At 43.9% G+C, this 22447-nt stretch carries 24 protein-coding genes; 9 read left to right on the forward strand and 15 right to left on the reverse strand.

The genetic code is table 11. The features are described from left to right. Positions 1 to 91 precede the first annotated feature (91 nt). From sodC to NI465_RS04360, 3 genes are all read right to left on the reverse strand, one after another. Entirely contained in the window at positions 92 to 634 is a 543-nt protein-coding gene (gene sodC / locus NI465_RS04350) for a superoxide dismutase [Cu-Zn] SodC (protein WP_253144440.1), read from the reverse strand. Positions 635 to 756: 122 nt separating this feature from the next. Further along, positions 757 to 1887, reverse strand: a complete 1131-nt coding sequence (locus NI465_RS04355) for an AI-2E family transporter (RefSeq protein ID WP_253100510.1) — start codon at positions 1885 to 1887, stop codon at positions 757 to 759. A 128-nt stretch (positions 1888 to 2015) separates the two neighbouring features. Next, positions 2016 to 2660, reverse strand: a complete 645-nt coding sequence (locus NI465_RS04360) for a ParA family protein (protein ID WP_253144442.1) — start codon at positions 2658 to 2660, stop codon at positions 2016 to 2018. Positions 2661 to 2784: 124 nt separating this feature from the next. Between NI465_RS04360 and NI465_RS04365 the strand changes: the two genes are divergently transcribed. Both NI465_RS04365 and NI465_RS04370 read left to right on the forward strand, forming a co-directional pair. Beyond that, positions 2785 to 3252, forward strand: coding sequence for a Holliday junction resolvase-like protein (locus NI465_RS04365; protein ID WP_004645008.1), 468 nt, complete (start codon positions 2785 to 2787; stop codon positions 3250 to 3252). A 27-nt stretch (positions 3253 to 3279) separates the two neighbouring features. Further along, positions 3280 to 3858, forward strand: a complete 579-nt coding sequence (locus NI465_RS04370; protein ID WP_253144443.1) for a hypothetical protein — start codon at positions 3280 to 3282, stop codon at positions 3856 to 3858. An 18-nt stretch (positions 3859 to 3876) separates the two neighbouring features. Here the strand turns inward: NI465_RS04370 and NI465_RS04375 are convergent, their stop codons facing one another. Next, the gene (locus NI465_RS04375) at positions 3877 to 4506 is read right to left on the reverse strand and encodes a class I SAM-dependent methyltransferase (RefSeq protein ID WP_004732352.1); all 630 of its coding nucleotides are present in this window, start codon (positions 4504 to 4506) and stop codon (positions 3877 to 3879) included. Between the two features lie 191 nt (positions 4507 to 4697). Between NI465_RS04375 and NI465_RS04380 the strand changes: the two genes are divergently transcribed. Further along, on the forward strand, positions 4698 to 5261 hold the full coding sequence (locus tag NI465_RS04380) for a hypothetical protein (RefSeq protein ID WP_005101258.1): 564 nt from the start codon (positions 4698 to 4700) through the stop codon (positions 5259 to 5261). A 73-nt stretch (positions 5262 to 5334) separates the two neighbouring features. Here the strand turns inward: NI465_RS04380 and NI465_RS04385 are convergent, their stop codons facing one another. Further along, positions 5335 to 5667: a HopJ type III effector protein gene (locus NI465_RS04385; protein ID WP_005101257.1), complete on the reverse strand. Its 333-nt coding sequence runs from the start codon at positions 5665 to 5667 to the stop codon at positions 5335 to 5337. A gap of 175 nt (positions 5668 to 5842) precedes the next feature. Between NI465_RS04385 and crcB the strand changes: the two genes are divergently transcribed. Continuing rightward, a complete protein-coding gene (gene crcB / locus NI465_RS04390; RefSeq protein WP_005101255.1) occupies positions 5843 to 6223 on the forward strand; it encodes a fluoride efflux transporter CrcB in 381 nt (126 codons plus the stop codon). Between the two features lie 89 nt (positions 6224 to 6312). Here the strand turns inward: crcB and NI465_RS04395 are convergent, their stop codons facing one another. After that, positions 6313 to 6564 carry a type B 50S ribosomal protein L31 gene (locus NI465_RS04395; protein WP_004732342.1) on the reverse strand — a complete coding sequence of 84 codons (252 nt, stop codon included), beginning with the start codon at positions 6562 to 6564 and terminating at the stop codon, positions 6313 to 6315. A gap of 96 nt (positions 6565 to 6660) precedes the next feature. Further along, positions 6661 to 7959 (reverse strand): ABC1 kinase family protein, encoded by a 1299-nt coding sequence (locus tag NI465_RS04400; protein ID WP_253144444.1) that lies wholly within the window; start codon positions 7957 to 7959, stop codon positions 6661 to 6663. A gap of 287 nt (positions 7960 to 8246) precedes the next feature. On the opposite strand from NI465_RS04400, the gene NI465_RS04405 reads away from it, so the two are divergent. Then, on the forward strand, positions 8247 to 8453 hold the full coding sequence (locus NI465_RS04405) for a DUF1737 domain-containing protein (RefSeq protein ID WP_004281552.1): 207 nt from the start codon (positions 8247 to 8249) through the stop codon (positions 8451 to 8453). A 42-nt stretch (positions 8454 to 8495) separates the two neighbouring features. Here NI465_RS04405 and NI465_RS04410 read toward each other — a convergent pair whose 3' ends face one another. Both NI465_RS04410 and NI465_RS04415 read right to left on the reverse strand, forming a co-directional pair. Next, entirely contained in the window at positions 8496 to 9854 is a 1359-nt protein-coding gene (locus tag NI465_RS04410; RefSeq protein WP_005248245.1) for an MATE family efflux transporter, read from the reverse strand. Positions 9855 to 9893: 39 nt separating this feature from the next. Then, the gene (locus NI465_RS04415) at positions 9894 to 10352 is read right to left on the reverse strand and encodes a DMT family transporter (protein WP_253144446.1); all 459 of its coding nucleotides are present in this window, start codon (positions 10350 to 10352) and stop codon (positions 9894 to 9896) included. Positions 10353 to 10478: 126 nt separating this feature from the next. Here NI465_RS04415 and hemW point away from each other — a divergent pair, with 126 nt between their 5' ends. Together hemW and NI465_RS04425 are read left to right on the forward strand one after the other, a co-directional pair. Next, entirely contained in the window at positions 10479 to 11633 is a 1155-nt protein-coding gene (gene hemW / locus NI465_RS04420; RefSeq protein ID WP_253144448.1) for a radical SAM family heme chaperone HemW, read from the forward strand. Between the two features lie 199 nt (positions 11634 to 11832). After that, positions 11833 to 12750, forward strand: coding sequence for an HNH endonuclease (locus NI465_RS04425; protein WP_253144449.1), 918 nt, complete (start codon positions 11833 to 11835; stop codon positions 12748 to 12750). Positions 12751 to 12829: 79 nt separating this feature from the next. On the opposite strand, the gene NI465_RS04430 is transcribed toward NI465_RS04425, so the two are convergent. From NI465_RS04430 to hemF, 5 genes are all read right to left on the reverse strand, one after another. Next, the gene (locus tag NI465_RS04430; protein WP_004281542.1) at positions 12830 to 13039 is read right to left on the reverse strand and encodes a cold-shock protein; all 210 of its coding nucleotides are present in this window, start codon (positions 13037 to 13039) and stop codon (positions 12830 to 12832) included. A 347-nt stretch (positions 13040 to 13386) separates the two neighbouring features. Then, on the reverse strand, positions 13387 to 15210 hold the full coding sequence (locus NI465_RS04435; protein WP_005249863.1) for an acyl-CoA dehydrogenase C-terminal domain-containing protein: 1824 nt from the start codon (positions 15208 to 15210) through the stop codon (positions 13387 to 13389). 398 nt (positions 15211 to 15608) lie between these two features. After that, complete coding sequence (gene aroE, locus NI465_RS04440; protein ID WP_180086839.1) at positions 15609 to 16397, reverse strand: shikimate dehydrogenase; 789 nt, start codon at positions 16395 to 16397, stop codon at positions 15609 to 15611. 99 nt (positions 16398 to 16496) lie between these two features. Next, complete coding sequence (locus tag NI465_RS04445; RefSeq protein WP_004732323.1) at positions 16497 to 16703, reverse strand: hypothetical protein; 207 nt, start codon at positions 16701 to 16703, stop codon at positions 16497 to 16499. A 134-nt stretch (positions 16704 to 16837) separates the two neighbouring features. After that, positions 16838 to 17794, reverse strand: coding sequence for an oxygen-dependent coproporphyrinogen oxidase (gene hemF, locus NI465_RS04450; protein WP_253144450.1), 957 nt, complete (start codon positions 17792 to 17794; stop codon positions 16838 to 16840). 238 nt (positions 17795 to 18032) lie between these two features. Here hemF and hemN point away from each other — a divergent pair, with 238 nt between their 5' ends. Next, positions 18033 to 19406, forward strand: a complete 1374-nt coding sequence (hemN, locus tag NI465_RS04455) for an oxygen-independent coproporphyrinogen III oxidase (RefSeq protein ID WP_253144451.1) — start codon at positions 18033 to 18035, stop codon at positions 19404 to 19406. Positions 19407 to 19545: 139 nt separating this feature from the next. Here hemN and ribA read toward each other — a convergent pair whose 3' ends face one another. After that, on the reverse strand, positions 19546 to 20148 hold the full coding sequence (gene ribA, locus NI465_RS04460) for a GTP cyclohydrolase II (RefSeq protein WP_180086873.1): 603 nt from the start codon (positions 20146 to 20148) through the stop codon (positions 19546 to 19548). Positions 20149 to 20457: 309 nt separating this feature from the next. On the opposite strand from ribA, the gene dxs reads away from it, so the two are divergent. Next, on the forward strand, positions 20458 to 22368 hold the full coding sequence (dxs, locus tag NI465_RS04465) for a 1-deoxy-D-xylulose-5-phosphate synthase (RefSeq protein ID WP_253144452.1): 1911 nt from the start codon (positions 20458 to 20460) through the stop codon (positions 22366 to 22368). Positions 22369 to 22447 lie beyond the last annotated feature (79 nt).

The following is a 22447-nucleotide window of genomic DNA, read 5'->3' on the forward strand; positions in this document are numbered from 1 at the left end:
ATGCAATTTAGACGCCAAAATAAAAGAAAAATCCATGAAAAAAACGAGCATAGTGCCCGTTTTTTCTATTTAGTCGTTGGCATGAAGGTGTTTAGATCACACCACAGGCAATACGTTCACCGCCGCCGCCCAAGGGTAATGGGTTGTCGGAATAGTTATCGCCACCGGCATGAACCATAATCGCACGACCCTGAATATCAGCCAATTTCAGACGTGGCGCAAGCAGGGTCACACGTGCAGTTCCGTCAGTATTGACTTTCAATGCGGGTAAATCACCGAGATGACCGGTCACTGGTGTACCGTGATGTGGAGCCTGATTTGGATTGTAATGGCTACCTGCAGCCAGTGCTGCGCCCATCTTGCCGTCTTTCATGGCAGGTGCGCATGAACCATTTTCATGAATATGGAAACCACGTTCACCCGCAGGAAGTTGTTTCAGGTTGGTACGAATAACCAGACCGGCTGGGCTGTCACTGAGTAATACGGTACCAATCTCTTGGCCCACACCTTGAGCAGTTACAGCATTCACAGTTACTGCTCTGACCACTTCATTTGATGGGGAGGTTGATGCACAACCGGTAAAAAGTGCGGCGCTTAACGCGCAAAGTGTCGTAATTTTAAACAATGAAGACATGATTTTGGCATCCTGATCTTTATTCTGTTTTGTGAATTCATTTAAACAGAGCAAGATCAGAAGCTCTATATAGAATCAGTACTTAAATGTTTTGTTTTGTTTAAGTCGATTCTATCTATGCTTTAAGGTGCTTTGGGCGGTGTGCCCTTGGGTTCTGGATCAATCTCATGTGCCATGGTGGCTTTAGGCATCATTAAAGGTTCATTCAGATTACTTTCATGTAACCATTCACGCCAGATTGCAAGCAGCACAGCCAGAATCACCGGGCCAATAAACACCCCGACCAGACCAAAGCTGGCAATGCCACCCAAGACTCCAAACATGATCAGCAGGAAAGGAATCTGGGTTGCACCAGAAATTACCAGTGGACGAATCACGTTATCGGCAGTACTGACAATACAGACACCCCAGACCATGACCCCAATGGCTTCAATGGTTTGTCCTTGTGAAAACAGCCATAACGCCACCGCACTATAGGCGAGGGGTGGGCCAAAGGGAATCAGGGCAAAAATAAAGGTCACAATGGTTAAAACCATCGGATTCGGCACACCTGCAACAAAATAGCTCAGACCTGCCAATAAGGACTGTGCAATCGCAGTCAAACCAACCCCATAGACTACGGCACGTGTAGTCGCAGAGATGGTGGAAAAATAATGATGTACACGTGGACCGACCACCATTTCAAAGGCTTTACGCACCTGATTTAAAATGGTCTGACCATCACGGTAGAAGAAAAACAGCGAAAGTACCGCAAAACATAATTTAAAGATGTTTTTGCTGACTTCATTCAACACCACTTTGCCGTAATTCAGATGACCTTGAATCCAGGTCGATACCGACAGTGCAATACTCTGTGGATCAGTGTTGATTTCATTTAAGGTTCGGGTAATTTCCTTGCCCACAATCGGAAGCCCGCGAATAAAATCAGGGACATTCAGGTGACCGGAAAAAACCTGTCGCTGCAATTCAAAATACAGGTTACGACCTTCGTGCTGCAACATGAAAATGGCGAAAATAAACGGCAGCCCAAAGACCAGAATCACGGCCAAGATCATTACAGTTGCGCTCAATGTCGGTCGATTGCCGCACAGGCGTAATACCGACTGATACAGCGGCCAAGTCATATAGGCAATAATGGCTGCCCAAACTACAGGAATGATGAAATACTTGAGTATATGAAAACTCAAAAAAATCAGGATAAAGAACAATCCAAATAATAAGACTTTTTGTAATGTAGGCGCGTACTGTTGCACTGAATTTAATGACTCATTTTTTAGGTCGTGTTCAGGCATATTAACTGAAAAAAAAGCGATCGAAAATGATAGCTAGCCAAGTAGCGAGATTATTTTCCCAAAGCTATACCGCGATTCAGACGATTGACTCAAAACCACTGACTCGGATCATCAATAATGGCATTCAGTACCGGTTGCCATTGAGCCTGCATTTCCCGGTAGATTTTCTGAGGTTTATCAAAGACTGACAGGCCTTCCATTGCTAAACGGCTATAAGGGGCGCGTTCCGAAATCCAGGCCACTGGCTGCTGGTCGATCTTGTCAAAAAATTGTTGTATGTCCTGATTGCTGGCGGCATTTGGTTTGGTACGGTTGGCCAAAAGTAAAATTTCAACCTTGCCCTTACGGATGCGTTTAATATCCTGCAAATGTTTGAGAAAACGGCGGGTCGAATCGATATCAAAAAAAGAAGGCTGGATCGGGATGATAATCGCATGTGCTTCACTGATCAGCTGTTCGGCATGATCGTCGGTCAAAGCACCTGGTGCATCAATAATCAGGTATTCGATTTGTTTGGGCGCGTCACCAATGGACTTGCTGTTGCGCCAGTCCAGACTTTGAATTTGTGCCGCCTGTGCTGGACGATGCTTGAGCCATTGCAATGTTGATTTCTGGTTGTCGGCATCGGCCAATGCTACCTTATAACCTTTTTGTGCGAGTGCTGACGCTAAACTAATGGCTGTCATGGTTTTACCACAACCGCCTTTCTGATTCGCAACTAAAATTGTTTTCATGACTCAAGGTGATTTTATTCTGTTCCGGCCTAGCATATCATTCTTTTCAAGTATGCAAATGGCCGAAGTCCTCAACTTCAGTCGAATGCGATGCTATAAAAATCAGGCAAATTAGGAAGATTGAATGTCCATATGGATGGCCATGCTGATTGGCGCATGTATCGGGGTGGTATTGACCACTATTATTTTAAGTCAGACGCGCAATGGACGGATCAAGGCCGAATATGAGCAGTATATTGCCGAGCTGGAACTAGAGCATCAGCAGTCCCTCATTGCCGCGCAAAAACGCAGCGTGAATACCAGCCGTGCAGTTCTCAAAGGAAAAATGGCGGAACAGCTCGCGCCGATCATGCCGGAATTTCAATATCTGCCGAGTGATGCCAAGTTTTTGGGTGATCCGGTGGATTATGTGGTCTTTGATGGTTATACCGATTTTCGTGATGGCGAAGGCGACGCTGAAGATATTGAAGTGGTTTTGATTGACATTAAAAGTGGCGGAGCACGTCTGACCAAAGGCCAGCAAGCCATTGCCCGTGCGGTTCAGGAAGGGCGGGTACGTTTTGAAACCATTCGGATTGATTTTCAGGATTGACCAAAATCCAGTGAAGAATAAAAAATTATGCAAAAATTACTGATCACTGCGCTGCTGTTTATGCTAGGACTCTGGGTGTGGAATGAATTTTTTCGTGCCATTCCGCATCTGCAAGAAAAGGGCGTACTTAAAAACTTTAAAGTAGAACCCGTTAAGCGCATTTCCGCGACTTATATTGTGCATGATCACCGTTTCGTAAAACCTGATCGTCGGGTGCTGCATCAGGCCAGCCCTATGGTGGGGCATTTTAATGATCTGGCCTATCTGAGTAATATTGATGTGCTGTTGCTGACTCAACCGCTGCCCGCTATACAGGCAAAACTGGAGTTTGATGAAGCAAAACGCTGCTATCAGCTCGAAGGACAAACCAATAAAGCGGAGCGTGACTTCGTCAATACGCATGTACAGTATTTTAGTCTGATTGCTGCCACTGAAAAAATTGCCGATCAGATTCGCCGGCTAAAATCGGGGCAGAAAATCACGCTCACTGGTGATCTGGTGACAGTTCATTCAGGCACGACTGGACAAGAATTCCGGGTCGGGACGGGCTCTGAATATCGTGCTCATTGTCAGTTGCTGCAAGTAACCCACCTTCAGCCACACTAAATATAAGATGGTCGTAAATTAGCTTCCTAGTTTACGAACACGTGCTAACAACATACGTTGGCCAATCTTGGGTATACCTTCCGCATCTACATAATTTAAAGTTTCTATTTCAAAACCGGTTTCCAGCAAGGCGGTCTCAATATCCCGATTCAGATGACAGCCATCTGCGACTTTCTTTTGAATGGGAGTGAGTAAATGTTGTAGACGCTGAATATTTAAATTTTGTCGATTCAGAACATGTTCGACCACATGTAAAGTCCCACCCGGTTGTAGCACACGATAAATTTCCTGCAGGCTCTGTTCCAGCTCTGCAATACTACAAAGCGTCCAGGTAGATACAATATTTTCCAGACTATTTTCGGCAAAAGGTAAAGCTTCTGCACTGGCCTGAATATGTTCGACCTGAAAAGCGGCCTGTTGAATTCGTGATTCTGCCAGTTTGAAGATCGTCGGGTTTGGTTCTAGTGCATAGACCTTATCAACCGATTGATAAAAAGGCAGATTCAGGCCGGTACCAAAACCAATTTCCAGTACTTCACCGGAAATATCCAAAAGTAGTTCACGACGCAAGTCCATCAAGGATGGCGTTTGCATCACTTGATTCAGCAGATGCGGAAAGATATGTTGTTGATAAAGTTTATACAGCATTTGAGTTATTTTAATTTGATGGAAATACGTTCTAGCTTAACTGAAAAATAAAATGACAGGCATATATCGAGCTGACTAAATACGTGCAGTTTGTTACCAAGTTCAACTGTTTATTCATTAAAAAATCCGTAAGATCAAGGAAGATATCCTTAAAACGTTTGATCAACTTGATTAGGATTAGATTAAAAATTATGCTCAAATACTTTAAACATTATGCTTTGCTGGCCAGCCTGTTGCTGCCTATTTCGGGCTATAGCTCGGTCGACCACAATATTGCCAAAGGTTTGCCTCCTGTCGTTAAAGGCCAGTCAATTTCGGTCTTGCAGCCCTTTAAAGGTGATTTCCGTATTCTGGGTTCCAAGGTTTATAGTTCTGACCCGCAAGCCAAATTCTCTCCGATTGATTATGCCGTCAGTTGGGGGCTGTTTGCTGAACCTGAAATTGCCCGACATATCACAGTGAATCAATATGACCGTTATTTAAACTGGAAAATGGATCGGGTGCCAGTGCCGGTAGAACAAGCCAAGCAGATGGTGTCCAATATGCATATCATTCCTGCCAATCCTGAAATTGCCAAGGCAATTAAAAAAGTAAAGCGTGGCGATCTGGTGCGTATGCAAGGGGAACTGGTTGAAGTGCGTGACAAAGATCTGGTCTGGAAATCGTCTTTAACGCCGACCGATACGGGTGATGGTGCCTGTGAAGTTTTCCGCGTCAGTTCCATTAAGTGGATTGAAAAAGTCGGTAAGAGCTAAAACAGACATCCTATACACTTCTGAGTTGTATAAAAAACCGCTCCTTTGAGCGGTTTTTTTATCTGCTTAGTACTTACTTCGCAGTTAAAGCCTGACCTTCAAAGGCAATTCCATCCCAGCCATTGAGCATAAACTGGCGGATATTCTGATGATCAGTCGCCTCTGGCGTCGCCAGTACAGAAGCATAATGCTCAGCAAACAGGCTTAAGGTCTGTGCCTGATCCAGACCATTTAATTGTGCAAAAGAAAAGACTTTGGCGCTGCCCTGGTTTTCTGTGGCCGCATTATTCTGCTGGCCATTTTTAAATGCAGTCGGTGTATGCGTATAACGCGATTCGATATAAGTAATCACATCTGCAAATTTTGCTTCGCCTGCTGCCAACTGGGCCAATAAATCCTGTGCCATGCTGTTTTTCCTGTGCCATTCATGAAAATTGGATGCAATAAATATAGCAATTTTCTTGCGAAGTTCCATGGTATTTCATTGATTTTCGGTTCAAGATAACAGTGAAAATTATCCATGATGAATATGAAACTTTGGATAAAATAAACTTGATCAATAAATAGAACAGGAAAAAAATATGGGCTGGCTTTGGGTGGCAATGGGTGGGGCAATCGGTGCCAGTCTGCGTTATGCAGCCGGACTTTGGCTGTTCAAACCACAAATGCAATTTCCTTGGCCCACCTGGTGGATCAATATTCTGGGCTGTTTATGTGCCGGGATTTTTTTTGCCTGTAGCCAAAAGTATCCAGTACTCCAACAAGAAGCTCGTCTGTTTTTAATGGTGGGAATTCTCGGTGGTTTTACCACATTTTCCAGTTTCGGTCTGGAAAGCTTTTTGTTATTCAAGCAAGGTGCTATGGGCCTAGCGCTGTTATATGCATTATCCAGCTTAATTGTCGGCATTATTGTTCTGGCGCTGGGCTTTTATTTAACTTCAATCGTATTGGCACAGAGTTAAAATAAGCGCATAAAAAAGTCAGGAAATTGGAGGTCATTTCCTGACATAAACCACGATTTAAATCTTAAGATAACTGAGGGTTTTCGGTTTTAGCCCCGTTTAAAGCGGCCAAAACGTTTGTTAAAGCTTGCCACACGTCCTTCATTGCTGGTCTGACGTTGCTCACCCGTATAGAAAGGATGTGATGCACTCGAAATATCTAGTGTTACATAAGGATATGTTTTACCTTGATATTCTTTAGTTTGGCTCGAGTTCATCGTGCTGCCAATCACGAAATAGGCATCGGCATTGGTATCATGGAATAACACTTCACGATACTCGGGATGGATATCTGAACGCATATCTAACTTCCTCATGATTCTTGATTAAATGTTATAATGTAACATTTGATATTTCAAGTAATCTAGGGTTACAGCGTGTAAGCCTATCGTCTCAACTTAGCTTCGACTCGGTACCAGTTCTTCAAATACATCACTTAAATCATCATGTACTTTGAGATGAATCAGGTTCCAGTATTGTCCTGAAATTGTGCGATTCACCATCAAGGTATCAGGAGAGGGCTTAAATACATCCCAATATTTCAACGAAGGTTTCAGCAACTCCATCCCATCATGATGCGCTGAGTTTTCGGCAAAATCATAGTCAGTGACCAGAGGACGCATGAGCACTTCCAGCCACTGTTCATATAATTCTTTCGGGAATTTTCCAGTTTCAGTCAAGGAATGCAGCGCATCCAGCTGTTGCTCGATCACGGGAATATTCTTCTCGCGTGCAGCATGGATCAGTTCCCTAAAATGTCCAATCACTTCAGTCGATAAGGTTTTGACGCCACCATAGTCATAAACAATCACAGAGCCATCTTCACGAAATGCAAAGTTGCCTGGATGCGGGTCACAGTGAAAGCGTTTCAGATAAAAAATTTCCTGACCAATGGCGCGCAAGAGGCGGCGGCCTAAAGCATTTCGGGTTTCGAGTGGCCAAGTGCTGGCAGTTTCGATACTTTCACCAAGCTCTTGGCTTAAGGTCAAAATATGTCGCGATGAATACTCATGAAACACTTTCGGAATCACAATTTTATTGTCCAGAGGCTCATGGAAGGCACGGGCGATTTCCAGATTCTGGGCTTCAATTTCATAGTTCAGCTCATTGTCCAGACTGTGCTGAATTTCTTTAAATAATTGATCTTGAAGTTTACGGTCAATCTTTAAGACGCCCATCATGCGCAGTGCCAGACGAACTTGTTTCAGGTCGCTTTCGCAGGCTTCATCCACACCAGGATATTGCACCTTGACCACAACTTGCTGGCCATTCGGTAGGGTGGCTTTATGCACCTGACCAATCGAGGCCGCGGCAAATGGCTGCTCATCAAACTGCTGGAAAAGTTGCTGTAAAGGTTTACCCAATTCTTTTTCCACTTGTGCCTGAATTTCTTTAAACGGCATCGGTGGCGCCTGACGCTGTAACTTGGCAATGGCTTTAGCGACTTCGGGCGGGAAAACATCTTTATATTGAGAGGCGATCTGGCCAACTTTCATGACTGCGCCTTTCATTTCCCCCAAGGTATCCGCAATCTGCACACCAATATCCTGAAATAATTTAATGCGTGCAGTGTTTTTCTGCTCGTCATCGGCAGTTAAATTTTTAATGGAATTGGAGAGGGTTTTACCTGCAATACTTGCGGTCATTCCGGCAAGTTTCATAAAGCGACGACCGGGCGTGCTAGCCGTTTTTGCCATGCGAGATTCCTTGAAACCAACTATGAATGGATGTATTTGATCATAGGTGACAACGGTTCAATTGCCTAGATTTAATTGTAGAGGTTGTGTTGTGATTTCCTTCAGCTTCTCCATGTTTAATGCATCATCTTTGATTTGTTAAAAGATTTATCTTTATTGCTTGCGTTTAAACTATAAGAATATGCCGGAATCCGTCATCGTTTTAGATAAGACCGAGTACTAATTCTGAATGTTGTTTTATAGCTAAAAGCTTAGAATAAACAGAGTGTAGTAATGAAGAAAATTCAATGAAAGTCTATCGATATTTTACCGGGAAAGATGATGTACATTTTTGTGCGCGGGTGACCCGTGCCTTAAATGAAGGTTATGAGCTATATGGTTCACCCACCATGACTTTTAATGGTACGGATGTAATTGTGGGGCAGGTGGTGATTAAAGATGTAGTGGATGAATCTGAGATTCCACAAGGATTAAAAAATGCGCTGGATCTTTAATCTCAGCGCATTTTCTAACTTAAATTAATCAAATAAAAGTGTTTAGTTGTTTAGACTTAAGCGTTTATTATTGCCATATAAACGGCCCAATAAAAGTATGCAAGCTACGCTGAGGCCTACAATCAGGCCAACCCAGACACCGGCGGCGCCCATGTCGGTAAAGCGGGACAAATACACCCCGACCGGGAAGGCGATGACCCAGTAAGCCAGCATGGTAATCCACATTGGCCCCTTGGTATCCTGCATGCCGCGCAGACAACCTGCCGCACTGATCTGCCAGGCATCCATCAGCTGATAGGCAATGGCAAACAGAATCAGATACACCGCAATTTGGGTCACGATCAGATCTGAGGTGTAGAGTGCTACGATTTCATTGCGGAAAACCCAAAGCAGAATCATGGTCAGGATCGCCAGAATAGTGGCAGTAATCAGGCCGAGATATTGTACTTTACGCATGGCTTGCCAGTTCTGTTCACCATAGTAGGTGCCAACCCGAATGGTTAGGGCAATCGCCAGTGACATGGGAATCATGAACAGTTGTGAAGTGACAGAAATAGCAATCTGATGGGCAGCGACAATGGTCTCACCCAAAGGACTCAGCACAATTGCAGCAGTACTGAAAATACTGACCTCAAAAAAAATTGCCAATCCGATTGGAAAGCCAAGCTGTAAGATGCGCTTCATCCATTCCGGGTTGATTTTTTCCCAATGGGTAAAAGGCTGGGTACGTTGATAGGCCTTATTTCTAAAGATATACAACGCGAGGGTGATGACCATTAGCCACTGTAAAATCGCCGTGGCAAACCCACAGCCTGCACTGCCTAGGGCCGGAACAGGGCCAATACCATACATAAAGATATAGTTCAGCGGAACTAGCAAGACCAGCGCCAATAAACTAATCACGGTCACCGGACGCGGATTTCCAATCGCTTCAGAATAGCCGCGTAAGGCCGCATACATGGTTACCGCTGGCATACCAAAACCAATCGCATGCAGAAATAAACCGGCTTTAGGTTGTAAGCTTTCCGGTACACCTAAAAGTGGCAAAGTGGCCGGCAAGAGTTGCAAAATCAAGCCGGCAATTACCCCAAGAATCAGGGCAACCCAAAGCGATTGACGTGCAATGGTGGCAATTTTTTCAGGTGTGCGTGCGCCATTGGCCTCAGCAACCAAAGGCGTCGTGGCAATCATAATGCCACTAAACAGCAGCATCACCGGAATCCAGAGTCCTACTCCGACGGCAATCGCGGCAAGATCGGTAGCAGACAGGTGACCGGCCATAATGGTATCAATCAGACCCAGACCAGCCTGAGAAAATTGGGTCACCAGAATAGGCAGCATCAGATGAAAAAGTTTTTTTAATTCAAAACCAAAGGTTGTGACTGGTGAAACATTCGACACAAAAATTACTCATCGTGATCATGTGCTTAAATAGAAGGTTTAGCGTTGTAAAGTGAGAAGCACACCAATAAAAATTACCACGCCGCCTAAAAGACGTTGCCAGTTAACCGGCATTTTTTCATTACCCAATAATCCCAGATAATCGACCAGCATCGACATCACCATCTGACCAAAAATAATGAGACCGCTAAGAACCAGAAAGCCAAGTTTGGGCGCTGCATAAATGCTCATGCTAATCGCGTATACACCTACGATGCCCCCGAGCCATAAATACCAGGGAACACTCATCAGTTCCTGTAAACCGGGTTTGGGATTGGACTGAAAAAGTACGATTACGGCGAGCACTATTGTACCAATCAAAAAGGAAAAAAATGCAGCTTGAATAGGAGAATATAAATATTCTTTTAGTTGTGTATTAATTGCGGTCTGGAGTGTCAATAAAACACCGATTGCAAAAACCAAAGGAAGTAAAATAATAAGTTGCGAAGATATTTTCATAATTTTAACTGACTAATTCTATTTAAATTTTTAGGCATATCACACGATCAAATTTAATTTTAGCAGTGTTGCCGCCGAGTCATGTTAAAATTCGGCTATATCTTGTAATCGTTTTTGAGTAGTTCTTTGGCTGAATTGAATCCTGCTGCTGTCCCTTTGTCCTTATATATTCATATGCCTTGGTGTGTGCGCAAATGTCCTTATTGTGACTTCAATTCACATGCGGTTCCGGATGGTCAGCTATCACTGGAATTGGAACAGGAATATTTACGAGCACTGGTGGAAGACTTTAAAACTCAGGTCGATTTTGCCCAAGGCCGGCAGATTCACAGTGTCTTTATTGGTGGGGGGACGCCGTCACTGATTTCTGCCCTAGGCTATCAATGGTTATTTGATCAGCTCAAAGCCGTTATTCCCTTTGCCGAAGGCTGTGAGATTACGCTGGAAGCCAATCCCGGCACAGTCGAACATGATCCGTTTGCCGGTTATTTGCAGGCCGGCATTAACCGTCTGTCGATTGGGGTACAGAGTTTTAATACCGAGCATCTCAAGCGTTTGGGACGGATTCACAGCAATGAAGATGCGATTTCTGCCATTGGGCTGGCACGTGAAGCTGGGTTTCAGCGGATTAATGTCGACTTGATGCATGGTTTGCCTGAACAGACTTTAGAACAGGCTTTGCATGATTTAAAACTGGCAGTGGAGCAGGGCGCAACCCATATTTCCTGGTATCAGCTGACGATTGAACCCAATACGGTATTTTTCCGGACTCAACCGATTTTGCCTGTCGATGAAGTATTGGAAGATATTCAGGAGCAGGGTGAGCTCTACTTAAAAGCTCAAGGCTTTATCAACTATGAAGTTTCGGCTTGGCGTAAAGAATTGCCTTCAGCGCATAATCTGAATTACTGGCAGTTTGGTGATTATCTGGCAATTGGTGCCGGAGCACACGGCAAAGTCACTCAGCCGGATGGCGTGTATCGGTTCCAGAAAACCCGTTTACCTAAAGACTACTTAGCCGAAGTACCTGCTGAACATCTGCAGTTTAAGCGGATTGAAGATGCTGACATGCCCTTTGAGTTTATGATGAATGCGTTACGTTTAAATCAGGGTGTGGAAGCCAAACTCTATGCCGAACGTACCGGTTTGAGTCTAGATACTTTACAGGAGTTACTGAGCTCTTTACGTGACAGAAAATTAATGGTTGATGATCAAGACCGGCTTTCATGTACCGAACAGGGACATATCTTTTTAAATTCGGTATTAGAAGAATTTCTTTAATTATTTAATTTCTCCATTGTTCTAAAAGAAACCCTAATAGGAGTTTATTGGGGTTTTTTATTGCCTTAAATAAAATGCCTAAAGTCTGATTGACGCTTTCTTAAAGAGAAGTTTTCTGAGAATATTCAAAGATTAAATTAAATGAATATTATAATTTCTAGAGGGTGGGCAGGTGGATACATTATGGGCTTTTCAACAGATGGATTTAACCGATACCCGATTCTTTATTTTTGATAGTAAAAGTGATCATCTGGTTTATGAAGATCGGGACTTTAAAGAATATCATTGGGATCAGTCTAAATATAATCGAGTCAGGGAAGGGGATTTCTTTTTATATCGACGACCGCAAAAAGCCTCTGAAATTAAAAATCAATTCTATCTTTATGGTGCAGGCTGTATAGCCAAGATTATTGCACCTACTGCCATTCCTCAAAATCATCAAAAACGCCAAACCAAACCGGTCTTTGCGGAAGTGATTGATGGTATACGTTTTATAGATCCTATTCTGCAGTCCGATTTGGAAGATTTTCAATGGACTTTTAAACCACGCGGAAATACTTGGGCACATTTTTTTCAACAATATGGCATGAATGAGATCACGGCAGATGATTTTTGGCGATTACTTAAATTAGCGGGAAGAGGAGAAAAACAGGACACTTTACTAGATACGCATTTGCGTCAAGAAATCCTTGATTATAGTGTTGAAGATCAATATGCAAGGGTAAAGGTTCGCGGTTCGCCACACCAGAAATTTGCTTTACAAGTTAAACTTAATTATCAATATCAATGTGCGATCTCAGGCATTAAGGCCAAAGCCTTTTTAGTGGCTTCTCATATCGTACCCTGGTCTGAAAATCAGGCACATCGAAAAAATCCGCGTAATGGAATTTGTTTATCTTCTTTATTGGATCAAGCTTTCGATCAGGGATTTATCACGTTGGATGAAGGGCTTAAAGTGTGTATCGCGAATCAGGCCAAGCAAGATGCGAGTTTATACGCCTATTTAAAACCCTATCACGGTAAGCGAATCGACGTACCAAAACGTTTTGCCCCTGATCCGGTATTTTTAGCCTGGCATAGAGCACACCGTTTTTTAGATCAACCCAATGATCTTTAAAAACTAGAGCGGTATGAGAAAATGATAGGCACAAAAAAAGCACTCTAAGAGTGCTTTTTTTCAATATCTTGCTTCTAAATTATAGAGCAACGATATTTACAGCTGTAGGGCCTTTTTGACCTTGAGCTACGCTGAAAGAAACCTTTTGGCCTTCAACTAAAGTTTTGAAACCTGAACCAGTGATTTCGCTGAAGTGAGCAAAAACGTCTGGACCTGATTCTTGTTGAATGAAACCGAAACCTTTAGTTTCGTTGAACCATTTTACTGTACCGTTAACTGTATTAGACATAATATAACCTATTGAATCGTATGAATTTATAGCCAAAATTTCAGATGACTAACTGTAACTTTGAAAAATAAAAAGGATGGAGCTTTTTGATCTGTAATACGAAGGTTTATGACTAAAACTGCGATACTTAAAAGAAGACTAACCAAAACAAGAATTTTTCTAGTTGGGATTATCATACCGCTTATTTTCAGATATACAAGCGTTTTGTTTGGCTAATTTATTAGGATGTTGAAAAATATAAAATTAAATTTGTATATTTTCTATCCAGAAAGGTTTTTTAAGTTAAACAAGGGTATCTACATCAATAAAAAGAGCGCCGAAGCGCCCTTTTTAACTCAATTTACAGCTTAGTAGTCAAAGCTAAAGTGTTCTGGTGCCAGTGCCGTCATGGTTTTAGAGGGATTCACCATCGCTTCAGCATGACCTTGAGTACGTGGCAGAATACGTTCAAAGTAGAAATCAGCAGTTTTGATTTTCGCTTTATAGAATTCTGGAACTTCCGTACCGTCATTAGAAGCTAGTTTGGCTGAAGCGACTGCAGCTTGCTGTGCCCAGAAGTAGGCCATCATCACATAACCGGAGAACATCAGGAAATCGACTGATGCAGAAGAAACGATGTCGCGGTCCTTACGTGCAGCCAGCATGATACGCACAGTTAGTGCATTCCACTGTGCACAGAGCTTGGTCAAATCCCAGGCAAAGCGGCGCATATATTTATTACGTGCATGCTGACCGCAGAATTTCAGGATTTCAGCAGTGTAATCACGAATCACTTTACCTTTCGAGGTTAACAGCACTTTACGGCCAATCAGATCCAGTGCCTGAACACCTGTTGTGCCTTCATACAGGGTAGAGATACGTGAGTCACGTACGATCTGTTCCATGCCCCATTCTTTGATATAGCCATGTCCACCGAAGACTTGCATACCGTGATTTGATGCCTCATAACCCATTTCGGTCAGGAAGCCTTTCAGGATTGGAGTATAGAACCCAAGATGGTCATCATGCTGTTCAAATGCTGCAGTATCGCCACGCAGCAAAGCATCATTCATGTTGTCGGCAATTTTTGCTGCATGATAAATCATGGCACGGCCACCTTCAGCAATGGCTTTTTGCGTCAATAGCATACGGCGGACATCAGCATGGTGAATGATCGCATCCGCTACTTTTTCCGGATCTTTTTTGCCAGAAAGGGCGCGCATTGACATACGCTCTTTGGCATACGGTAAAGCACCCTGGAATGACAATTCAGCATGACAAATACCCTGAATCGCAGTACCAATACGCGCCGTGTTCATAAAGGTGAACATAGCGTGCAAGCCTTTATTCGGTTCGCCAATCAGGTAGCCAGTCGCATTGTCAAAATTCAGTACAGCCGTTGCTGAAGCGCGAATCCCCATTTTGTGTTCAATCGAACCGCAGTTCACTGGATTACGCTCGCCGATCCCGCCATCTGCAGCAGCAATAAATTTCGGTACGATAAACAGAGAAATCCCTTTGGTACCTTGCGGCGCATCTGGAAGGCGTGCCAGTACGATATGTACGATATTTTCAGTCAGGTCGTGCTCACCTGCGGAAATAAAGATTTTGGTGCCTGAAATGGCATAGCTGCCATCTTCTTTCGGCTCTGCTTTGGTCTTAACTTGACCCAAGTCAGTACCACATTGCGGCTCAGTCAGACACATGGTACCCGCCCAAGTTCCTGCAACTAAGTGAGGCAGATACGTGTTTTTCTGCTCATCGGTACCATATTGCATGATAGTGTTGATACAACCCACACTTAAACCCGGATACATCTGGAATGACCAGTTTGCAGTCCCCATCATTTCCGATTTGATCAGGTTTAAAGACATTGGCAGGTTTTGGCCACCAAATTCTTCAGGATAAGACAGACCTTGCCAGCCACCTTGTACGAACTGGTCGTAAGCTTCTTTAAAGCCTTTCGGTGTTTTTACTTCGCCATTTTCAAAATGACAGCCTTCTTCATCACCGCTTTGATTCAACGGCGACAGTACATTTTCACAGAAATCTGCAGCGCCTTCTAAGATCATATCTACCGTGTCGGCATCGGCATATTCACCATTCGACAAATTCTGGTAGTGCGCAGGGTAGTCAAGCACTTCATTCATAAGGAAGCGAATGTCGTGTAAAGGGGCTTTATATGCTGGCATGCGTTTAATCCTGATTGAAATTAGTTTTGGATTATCTGTATCGATTCTTTGATTATTCACATTCGGGATAAAAAAACATTGATGAATTCAGTGAATAAAAATGTCAGAAAAGCGAATCGATTTTTAAGGCTAATGAATGAAATCATCGAATTTCATCATTAGGTGTTTACATTACAGGAAGATTAAAAACTTGTTATATCAATGGAATTTAATGAGTTAAAAGGTGATTTGTCCAGTATATTTTTGTATGAATTGTGCTCGGATTCAGGTCGCAAAATAACTCATTCTAAAATGTCATTAAAACCAATTCATGGTTTTTCAGCTTATAAAAAGTAGTAGGAGGGAAGTAAAGGGTTGCAGTTGCAACCCGAACTGAACTCATTGGAGAGATAGGGGTTTTAAAGAAACTCTTTTAAATCCGGCTTGATACCATTCCAGATGTAAAAAGATTCAATTGCCTGACCGACCAGCATGCCAAAACCTTCAGATGTCGGTACACCGCGTACTTTGGCTTGATCGAGAAAGGAAGAAGGTTTGCCATAGGCCATTTCATAGGCCCGTTTAAACTGTAACGCCTCTGGTAAAACCAAAGCATCACCACTGAGGCTGGCAGAGGTGGCATTAATCACCAAATCAAATTCACCGGCTAAATTGTCTAGTGAAATCGCCTGTAATTCGACTTGAGGTACGGCATCCTGAAGATCAGCGACCAGTTGTTCCGCGCGTGCCAAGGTACGATTGGCGATTACGATTTTTTTCGCACCTGCTTGGGTGAGTGGATAAATCACACCACGCGTGGCACCGCCTGCTCCAATAATCAGAATATTGGTATTTTCCAGTGGCCAGTCTAAGGTACGGATGGCTTCAACCAGTCCCTGACCATCGGTATTGTCGCCATGCAGGATGCCATTTTCCATCCATAGCGTATTCACTGCTTTGGCAATTTTGGCCCGTTCACTCAGCACCTGACATTGGCCAAAAGCCTGCTCTTTGAAGGGGACAGTAACATTCAGGCCGCTACCGCCCTGGCCAAAGAATTCCTGAATGTTGGCTTCAAAGCCATCCAGTGGAGCCAAACGTTTACTATAATTCAGGTCGATCCCAGTTTTGGCTGCAAAGGCGTGGTGCAATTCTGGAGAACGTGATTGTTCAATCGGGTTACCAATCACGGCAAATTTTTTGCTCATTTCACAATGTCCATGTGCGGAAATGGCCATCAATATACGTGAAAAAGCGCAGGGACTAAAGCCTGCGCGATTTTAAATTGCTGCTAAGTTATCAGGGTTTTAGGAGCTGCAAATATCCATAATATGTTCCGCAAACATCAGCGCCATACTGAGAACAACCCCAAGCCCAGTCAGGATACTCACCAGAATAGCGGCGCCATCCAGAATCAGATTATGACTCAAAATTGCGGTACTCATCGCGCTGATGGCGAGAGCCAGAAAAAGCCAAAAGGCCAACACAGGTAGATTTAATTGAAGATTATGCATTGTTATTCTCACTAGACATCAAATAGAATATGATCGATGTAGCGATAGGGTGCCGCGATCAAATCAGGTATTTCTATGCAGCAGTATAGAGGATATATCTATTAAAGCAGCCCTCTATTTGAGGGCCGTTTGTATCATTTCATTGCGTTGGATTTTAATTCTGTTAACCAGTCATGTGGTTTCAGGTAGTAATCTGTTAAGCGTTTTTCCGGTGAGCCCTCATCCCATTCAGGGCGATATGACCATCCGGTAAGCGGGGGCAGGCTGACCAGAATCGATTCAATCCGGCCACCAGTCTGCAAGCCAAACAGGGTGCCGCGGTCATAAACCAGATTGTATTCCACATAACGGCCGCGACGGTATAACTGAAACTCGCGTTGTGCTTCGGTATAAGGCTTATCCTGATTGCGCTGGAAAATCGGCAGAATGGCTTCCAGATATCCATTGCCTACAGCCTGCATATACTGGAAACAGGTTTCAAAATCCCATTGATTCAGGTCGTCAAAAAACAAGCCGCCAACGCCACGCTGTTCATCACGATGTTTCAGATAAAAATAATCATCACACCATTGTTTATGTTCAGGATAAATCTCTTCGCCGAATGGCGCACATAGATCATGCGCCGTTTGATGCCAAGACAGTACATCTTCATCATTCGGATAAAACGGGGTCAGGTCAAAACCGCCACCAAACCACCAAATCGGATCCTGACCTTCTTTTTCAGCCACAAATAAACGCACGTTGGCATGCGAAGTCGGTACATTCGGGTTTTTTGGATGGATGACCAGTGATACCCCCATTGCTTGCGCTTTGGCACCGGCAATATTGGGATGGCGTTCGGTCGCAGAAGCAGGTAGCTTGGAAATGTTGATGTGGGAGAACATTACCCCACCTTTTTCAATCACCGTACCATTTTGCAAAACACGTGAACGGCCACCACCACCTTCTGGACGCTCCCAGTCATCGATGATAAATTCGGCCGTACCGCCGCCAGCACGTTCCTGCTGTTCTAATGCTGCACAAATCCGTGCCTGCAAGTCGATGAGAAATTCACGAACGCGTTGAATATCCGTAGATGTAGGATGCTGCATCAGAGCCCTCGTAGGGAAATAAAAAACTAACGACATCAAAGCATAAAATCAGTCAAAGATTAAGGTCTAATTTGGTGATGCAATTCATCAGCCCAGACATTACATTCCACTATTTATAAGCAGAATGCATCATTAAATCCGACTAAATGGCTAGGTTGAATTCTTTTTTCAAGCTCAGCACAATAACTCACAAGCGCTCATTGGCTTGAGCATTTCTCGACGGTAATAGGTGGGTGTTATGTCGGTACAGGTCAATTCCCTGATTCAAAAATACAATGTTCCCGGGCCACGCTATACCAGTTATCCCACTGTTCCGTATTGGGAAGAGCAGAATTTCTCGCTGGAACAATGGAAGCAAACGCTAAAAAAGTCTTTTGATGAATCCAATCAAAGCGAAGGCATTAGCTTGTATATCCACCTGCCATTTTGCGAAAGCCTGTGTACCTTCTGCGGGTGTCATAAGCGCGTGACCAAACGCCATGAAGTCGAACAACCTTATATTCAGGCACTGCTGAAAGAATGGGATCTATATTGCGAGTTATTACAAGAAAAGCCCATCATTAAAGAGATTCATTTTGGTGGAGGAACACCGACCTTTTTTTCAATGGCACATCTGGCTCAACTAATTCAAGGCATTCTGGCCAAAGCAGACGTAGCGCCTGAGTATGAATTCAGTTTCGAAGGTCATCCCAATAATACTACGCGTGAACATTTGCAGGGATTGTATGACCTGGGTTTTCGTCGGGTCAGTTATGGTGTGCAGGATTATAACGAAACCGTGCAAAAGGCGATTCACCGGATTCAGCCTTATGAAAATGTTAAACAGGTGACCGAATGGGCGCGAGAAATTGGCTATGAATCGATTTCCCATGATCTGGTCTTTGGTCTGCCATTTCAGAGTCTGGATGATGTTTTAAATACTATTGAACAAACCAATTCGCTCTTGCCGGACCGTCTGGCTTTATATAGCTATGCACATGTGCCCTGGATTAAAGGTAATGGTCAGCGCGGTTTTAAAGATGCCGATGTGCCCAAAGATGCGATCAAACGGGAATGCTATGAAGCGGGTAAAAAGAAACTTCTGGCACATGGCTATCATGAAATCGGTATGGATCATTTTGCCTTAGAGAAAGATGCGATGTACCAGTCCTTTCAAGCGGGAACATTGCACCGCAACTTTATGGGATACACAGCCTCTAAAACCCAGGTGATGATTGGACTCGGGATTTCTTCAATCAGTGATAGCTGGTACAGCTTTGCGCAGAATGTGAAAACCATTGAAGAATATTATGGATGCCTGGCGCGCAATGAAATTCCGGTATTTAAAGGACATGTCTTAAATCAGGAAGATTTGATCATCCGGCAACATATTCTAAATTTGATGTGCAGCTTTAGCACCTCATGGGAAAATTCCGAGATGCTTTTCCCTGAAATTGATGAGGTTTTGGAACAGCTTGAGGAAATGGCACAGGATGGTTTGATTCAATTTTCAGACTCGTCAGTCACGATTCTGGAGAAAGGGAAACCATTTGTACGCAATATTTGTATGGCTTTTGATTTACGTTTAAAGCGACGCATACCGGAGAACCGGATTTTCTCGATGACGATTTAATCTTCCCCTAACCCCATTTTTAAGAAAGATAGGGAAAACCTCCCCGAGCAAGACTTAAGCATTGCTTTAAGTCGAAGCGCAAGAAAGGGAGGTTTGGAGTGGTTAAGTTAAAATAAGGTAGGACAGGGTTTTAAAAATATTAAAAATCATCCTTTTTATAAAGATGTGCCATGCGTTCGTGCTTGGTCTTGAGATATTGTTCATTAAAAGGGTTTAAACCCACAGTCAAAGGCACACGATCGATCACGTTAATTCCCTGGGCTTTTAAAGCCTCAATTTTAGAAGGGTTATTGGTCACCAGGCGTACTGCTTTCACCTGTAAATGATCCAGCATGATGCTACACATATCATACTGGCGTGCATCTGCGGGCAGGTTCAGCATTAAATTGGCATCTACGGTGTCATGTCCCTGATCTTGCAGGGCATAAGCGCGAATTTTATTGGTCAGGCCAATACCACGACCTTCCTGACGCAAATACAGAATGACCCCGCGGCCTAATTCATTGATCAGTTTTAAAGTCGCTTGCAATTGCGGGCCACAGTCGCATTTGAGTGAAGCAAAGGAGTCACCGGTTAAACATTCAGAATGTACACGCACCACCACCGGCTCATCTGATACTTCTTCAAGTCCTTTGGAAAGTGCGACATGTTCTTCGCCAGTCTTAGGGTCTTGAAATACAGTAATTTTAAATTCACCGTGAGCGGTAGGTAATCTTGACGTTGCGACAAATTCGATTGGCACAGCTGAACCCGTTAAATCCTGAAATTGGCTAAAGTATAGCGTAATGCTTGAACATTGGTAGAATTGCAAAGTCGAAATTCTGCAATAGATTTTCTTTTTTGTAGAAAGCGAACGATAATAGTTGATAAATAGTAAGATTATTCAGGATAATCGTAGGCTGCAATTTTTTCACCCCGACGAGATCATTGTTTAATATTGCATCGCTAGAAGCGTAGCTGAATTGAAGCTGCTACAATTCAGCTATATGATCGGGTACTCCCCATTGACCTAGCTTTAGATTTGCCAGGCTTTAGAAGGCTTTGCCATAATATGCTGTATACAGAAATCCCAACTCAACGCCCTGTAACACCGTTGCTTGATGCGATCAATCATCCTGAGCAACTGCGTGCACTCGAGCAAAGCCAGCTAGAACAAGTGGCGGATGAGTTACGTCAATTCATTTTGTATGCTGCCGGGCAAAGTGGCGGACATTTTGGTGCCAATCTCGGTGTGATTGAACTCACCGTGGCTTTACATTATTGCTTTAATACACCGCATGACCGCCTGATCTGGGATGTAGGTCATCAGGCCTATCCGCATAAAGTGTTGACTGGTCGTCGTGAACAGCTCACCACAATTCGTGCCAAAGATGGTCTGGCAGCGTTCCCGGCTCGTGAGGAATCTGAATTTGATACCTTTGGGGTAGGGCATTCTTCGACGGCGATTTCTGCTGGTCTGGGTATGGCGCTGGCACGTCGTTATCAAAACAAGCCATGTGAGGTGGTGTCGATTATTGGCGATGGCGCCATGACAGCGGGTATGGCTTTTGAAGCCTTGAATGATGCCGTGGCACACAGTGCTGATCTGATGGTGGTGCTGAACGACAATGATATGTCGATTTCTTGCAGTACCGGTGGTTTTGCCAAACATCTGGCTGCCATTTGGGAGCGCGGTGAATTCGTTAATGTTACTGAGCAGGGTGAGGCCTATGTACAGCCACATCCGGAATGGCTGTATAATTCGCGTTTGCACAGTGCGGCAACCGATGCTGCAGATAACTTATTCCAAGCCATTGGCTTTGACTATTTTGGCCCATACGATGGTCATGATGTCAAACAACTGGTACATGTCTTTAATGCGCTGAAAAAGCGTAAAGGTCCTCGCCTGATTCATATTTATACCAAGAAAGGCAAGGGCTTTGTTCCGGCAGAATCCGATCAAATCAAATATCACGCGATTAGCAAAATCAATGCCGTTGCCGCCAGCAATACTGCACCGAAATATTCGGATGTATTTGGACAATGGCTTTGCGATGAAGCGGCACAAGACACACGTTTGCTTGCGATTACTCCCGCCATGTGCGAAGGCTCAGGCATGGTGAAGTTTGCCAAAGAATATCCGGAACGTTTCTTTGATGTGGCGATTGCCGAACAGCATGCAGTTACCTTGGCTGCCGGTATGGCTTGTGAAGGCTTGAAGCCGGTGGTTGCAATTTACTCGACTTTCCTGCAACGCGGTTATGATCAACTGGTACATGACGTGGCTTTGCAGAATCTGGATGTTACTTTCGGTATTGATCGTGCTGGTCTGGTCGGTGAAGATGGCCCGACCCATGCCGGTGCTTATGACTATGCCTATATGCGTACTATCCCGAATATCGTGATCATGGCGCCGAAAGACGAAAATGAATGTCGTCAAATGTTGCATACTGCGTATTTATATCCAGGACCGGCAGCGGTACGTTATCCGCGTGGCAATGGACTGGGCGTCGAGATTCAGCAAAAGATGGTTGAGATTCCGATCGGTCAGGCGGAAATCGTAGCCAGTTTTAATGGGCAATATGACGAATATATTTCTGTGCTGGCCTTTGGTAGCCGGGTACAGGCCGCAATCGACGCTGCTGAAGCATTTGCCGTGAAACATGAGATTGGCGTGCGTGTAATCAACATGCGTTTTGTCAAACCGTTAGATACCCAAATGCTCGATGATCTGGCATTGACGACCAGTCTGTTTGTCACGGTAGAAGAACATGCGGTGATGGGCGGTGCGGGTAGTGCCGTGAATGAATATCTGGCAGAAGCGCAGATTGTCAAACCGATACTGAATTTGGGTCTGGATGATACATTTATGGCACAAGCGACTCATGCACAGATGTTGCAGCAGGCGGGGCTGGATGCGCAAGGTATTGAAAAATCAATCAATCAGGCTTGGTCCAGCCTGGGGCAAAGCGTCTTGTCATAAGTTCTTAAAAATTTTAGACAGATTTTTCCCAAAAAAGCCCTGATATTTGCTAAGATATCGGGGCTTTTATGCATTATTC

The organism is Acinetobacter lwoffii (assembly GCF_024129855.1).
Taxonomy (GTDB): domain Bacteria; phylum Pseudomonadota; class Gammaproteobacteria; order Pseudomonadales; family Moraxellaceae; genus Acinetobacter; species Acinetobacter lwoffii_L.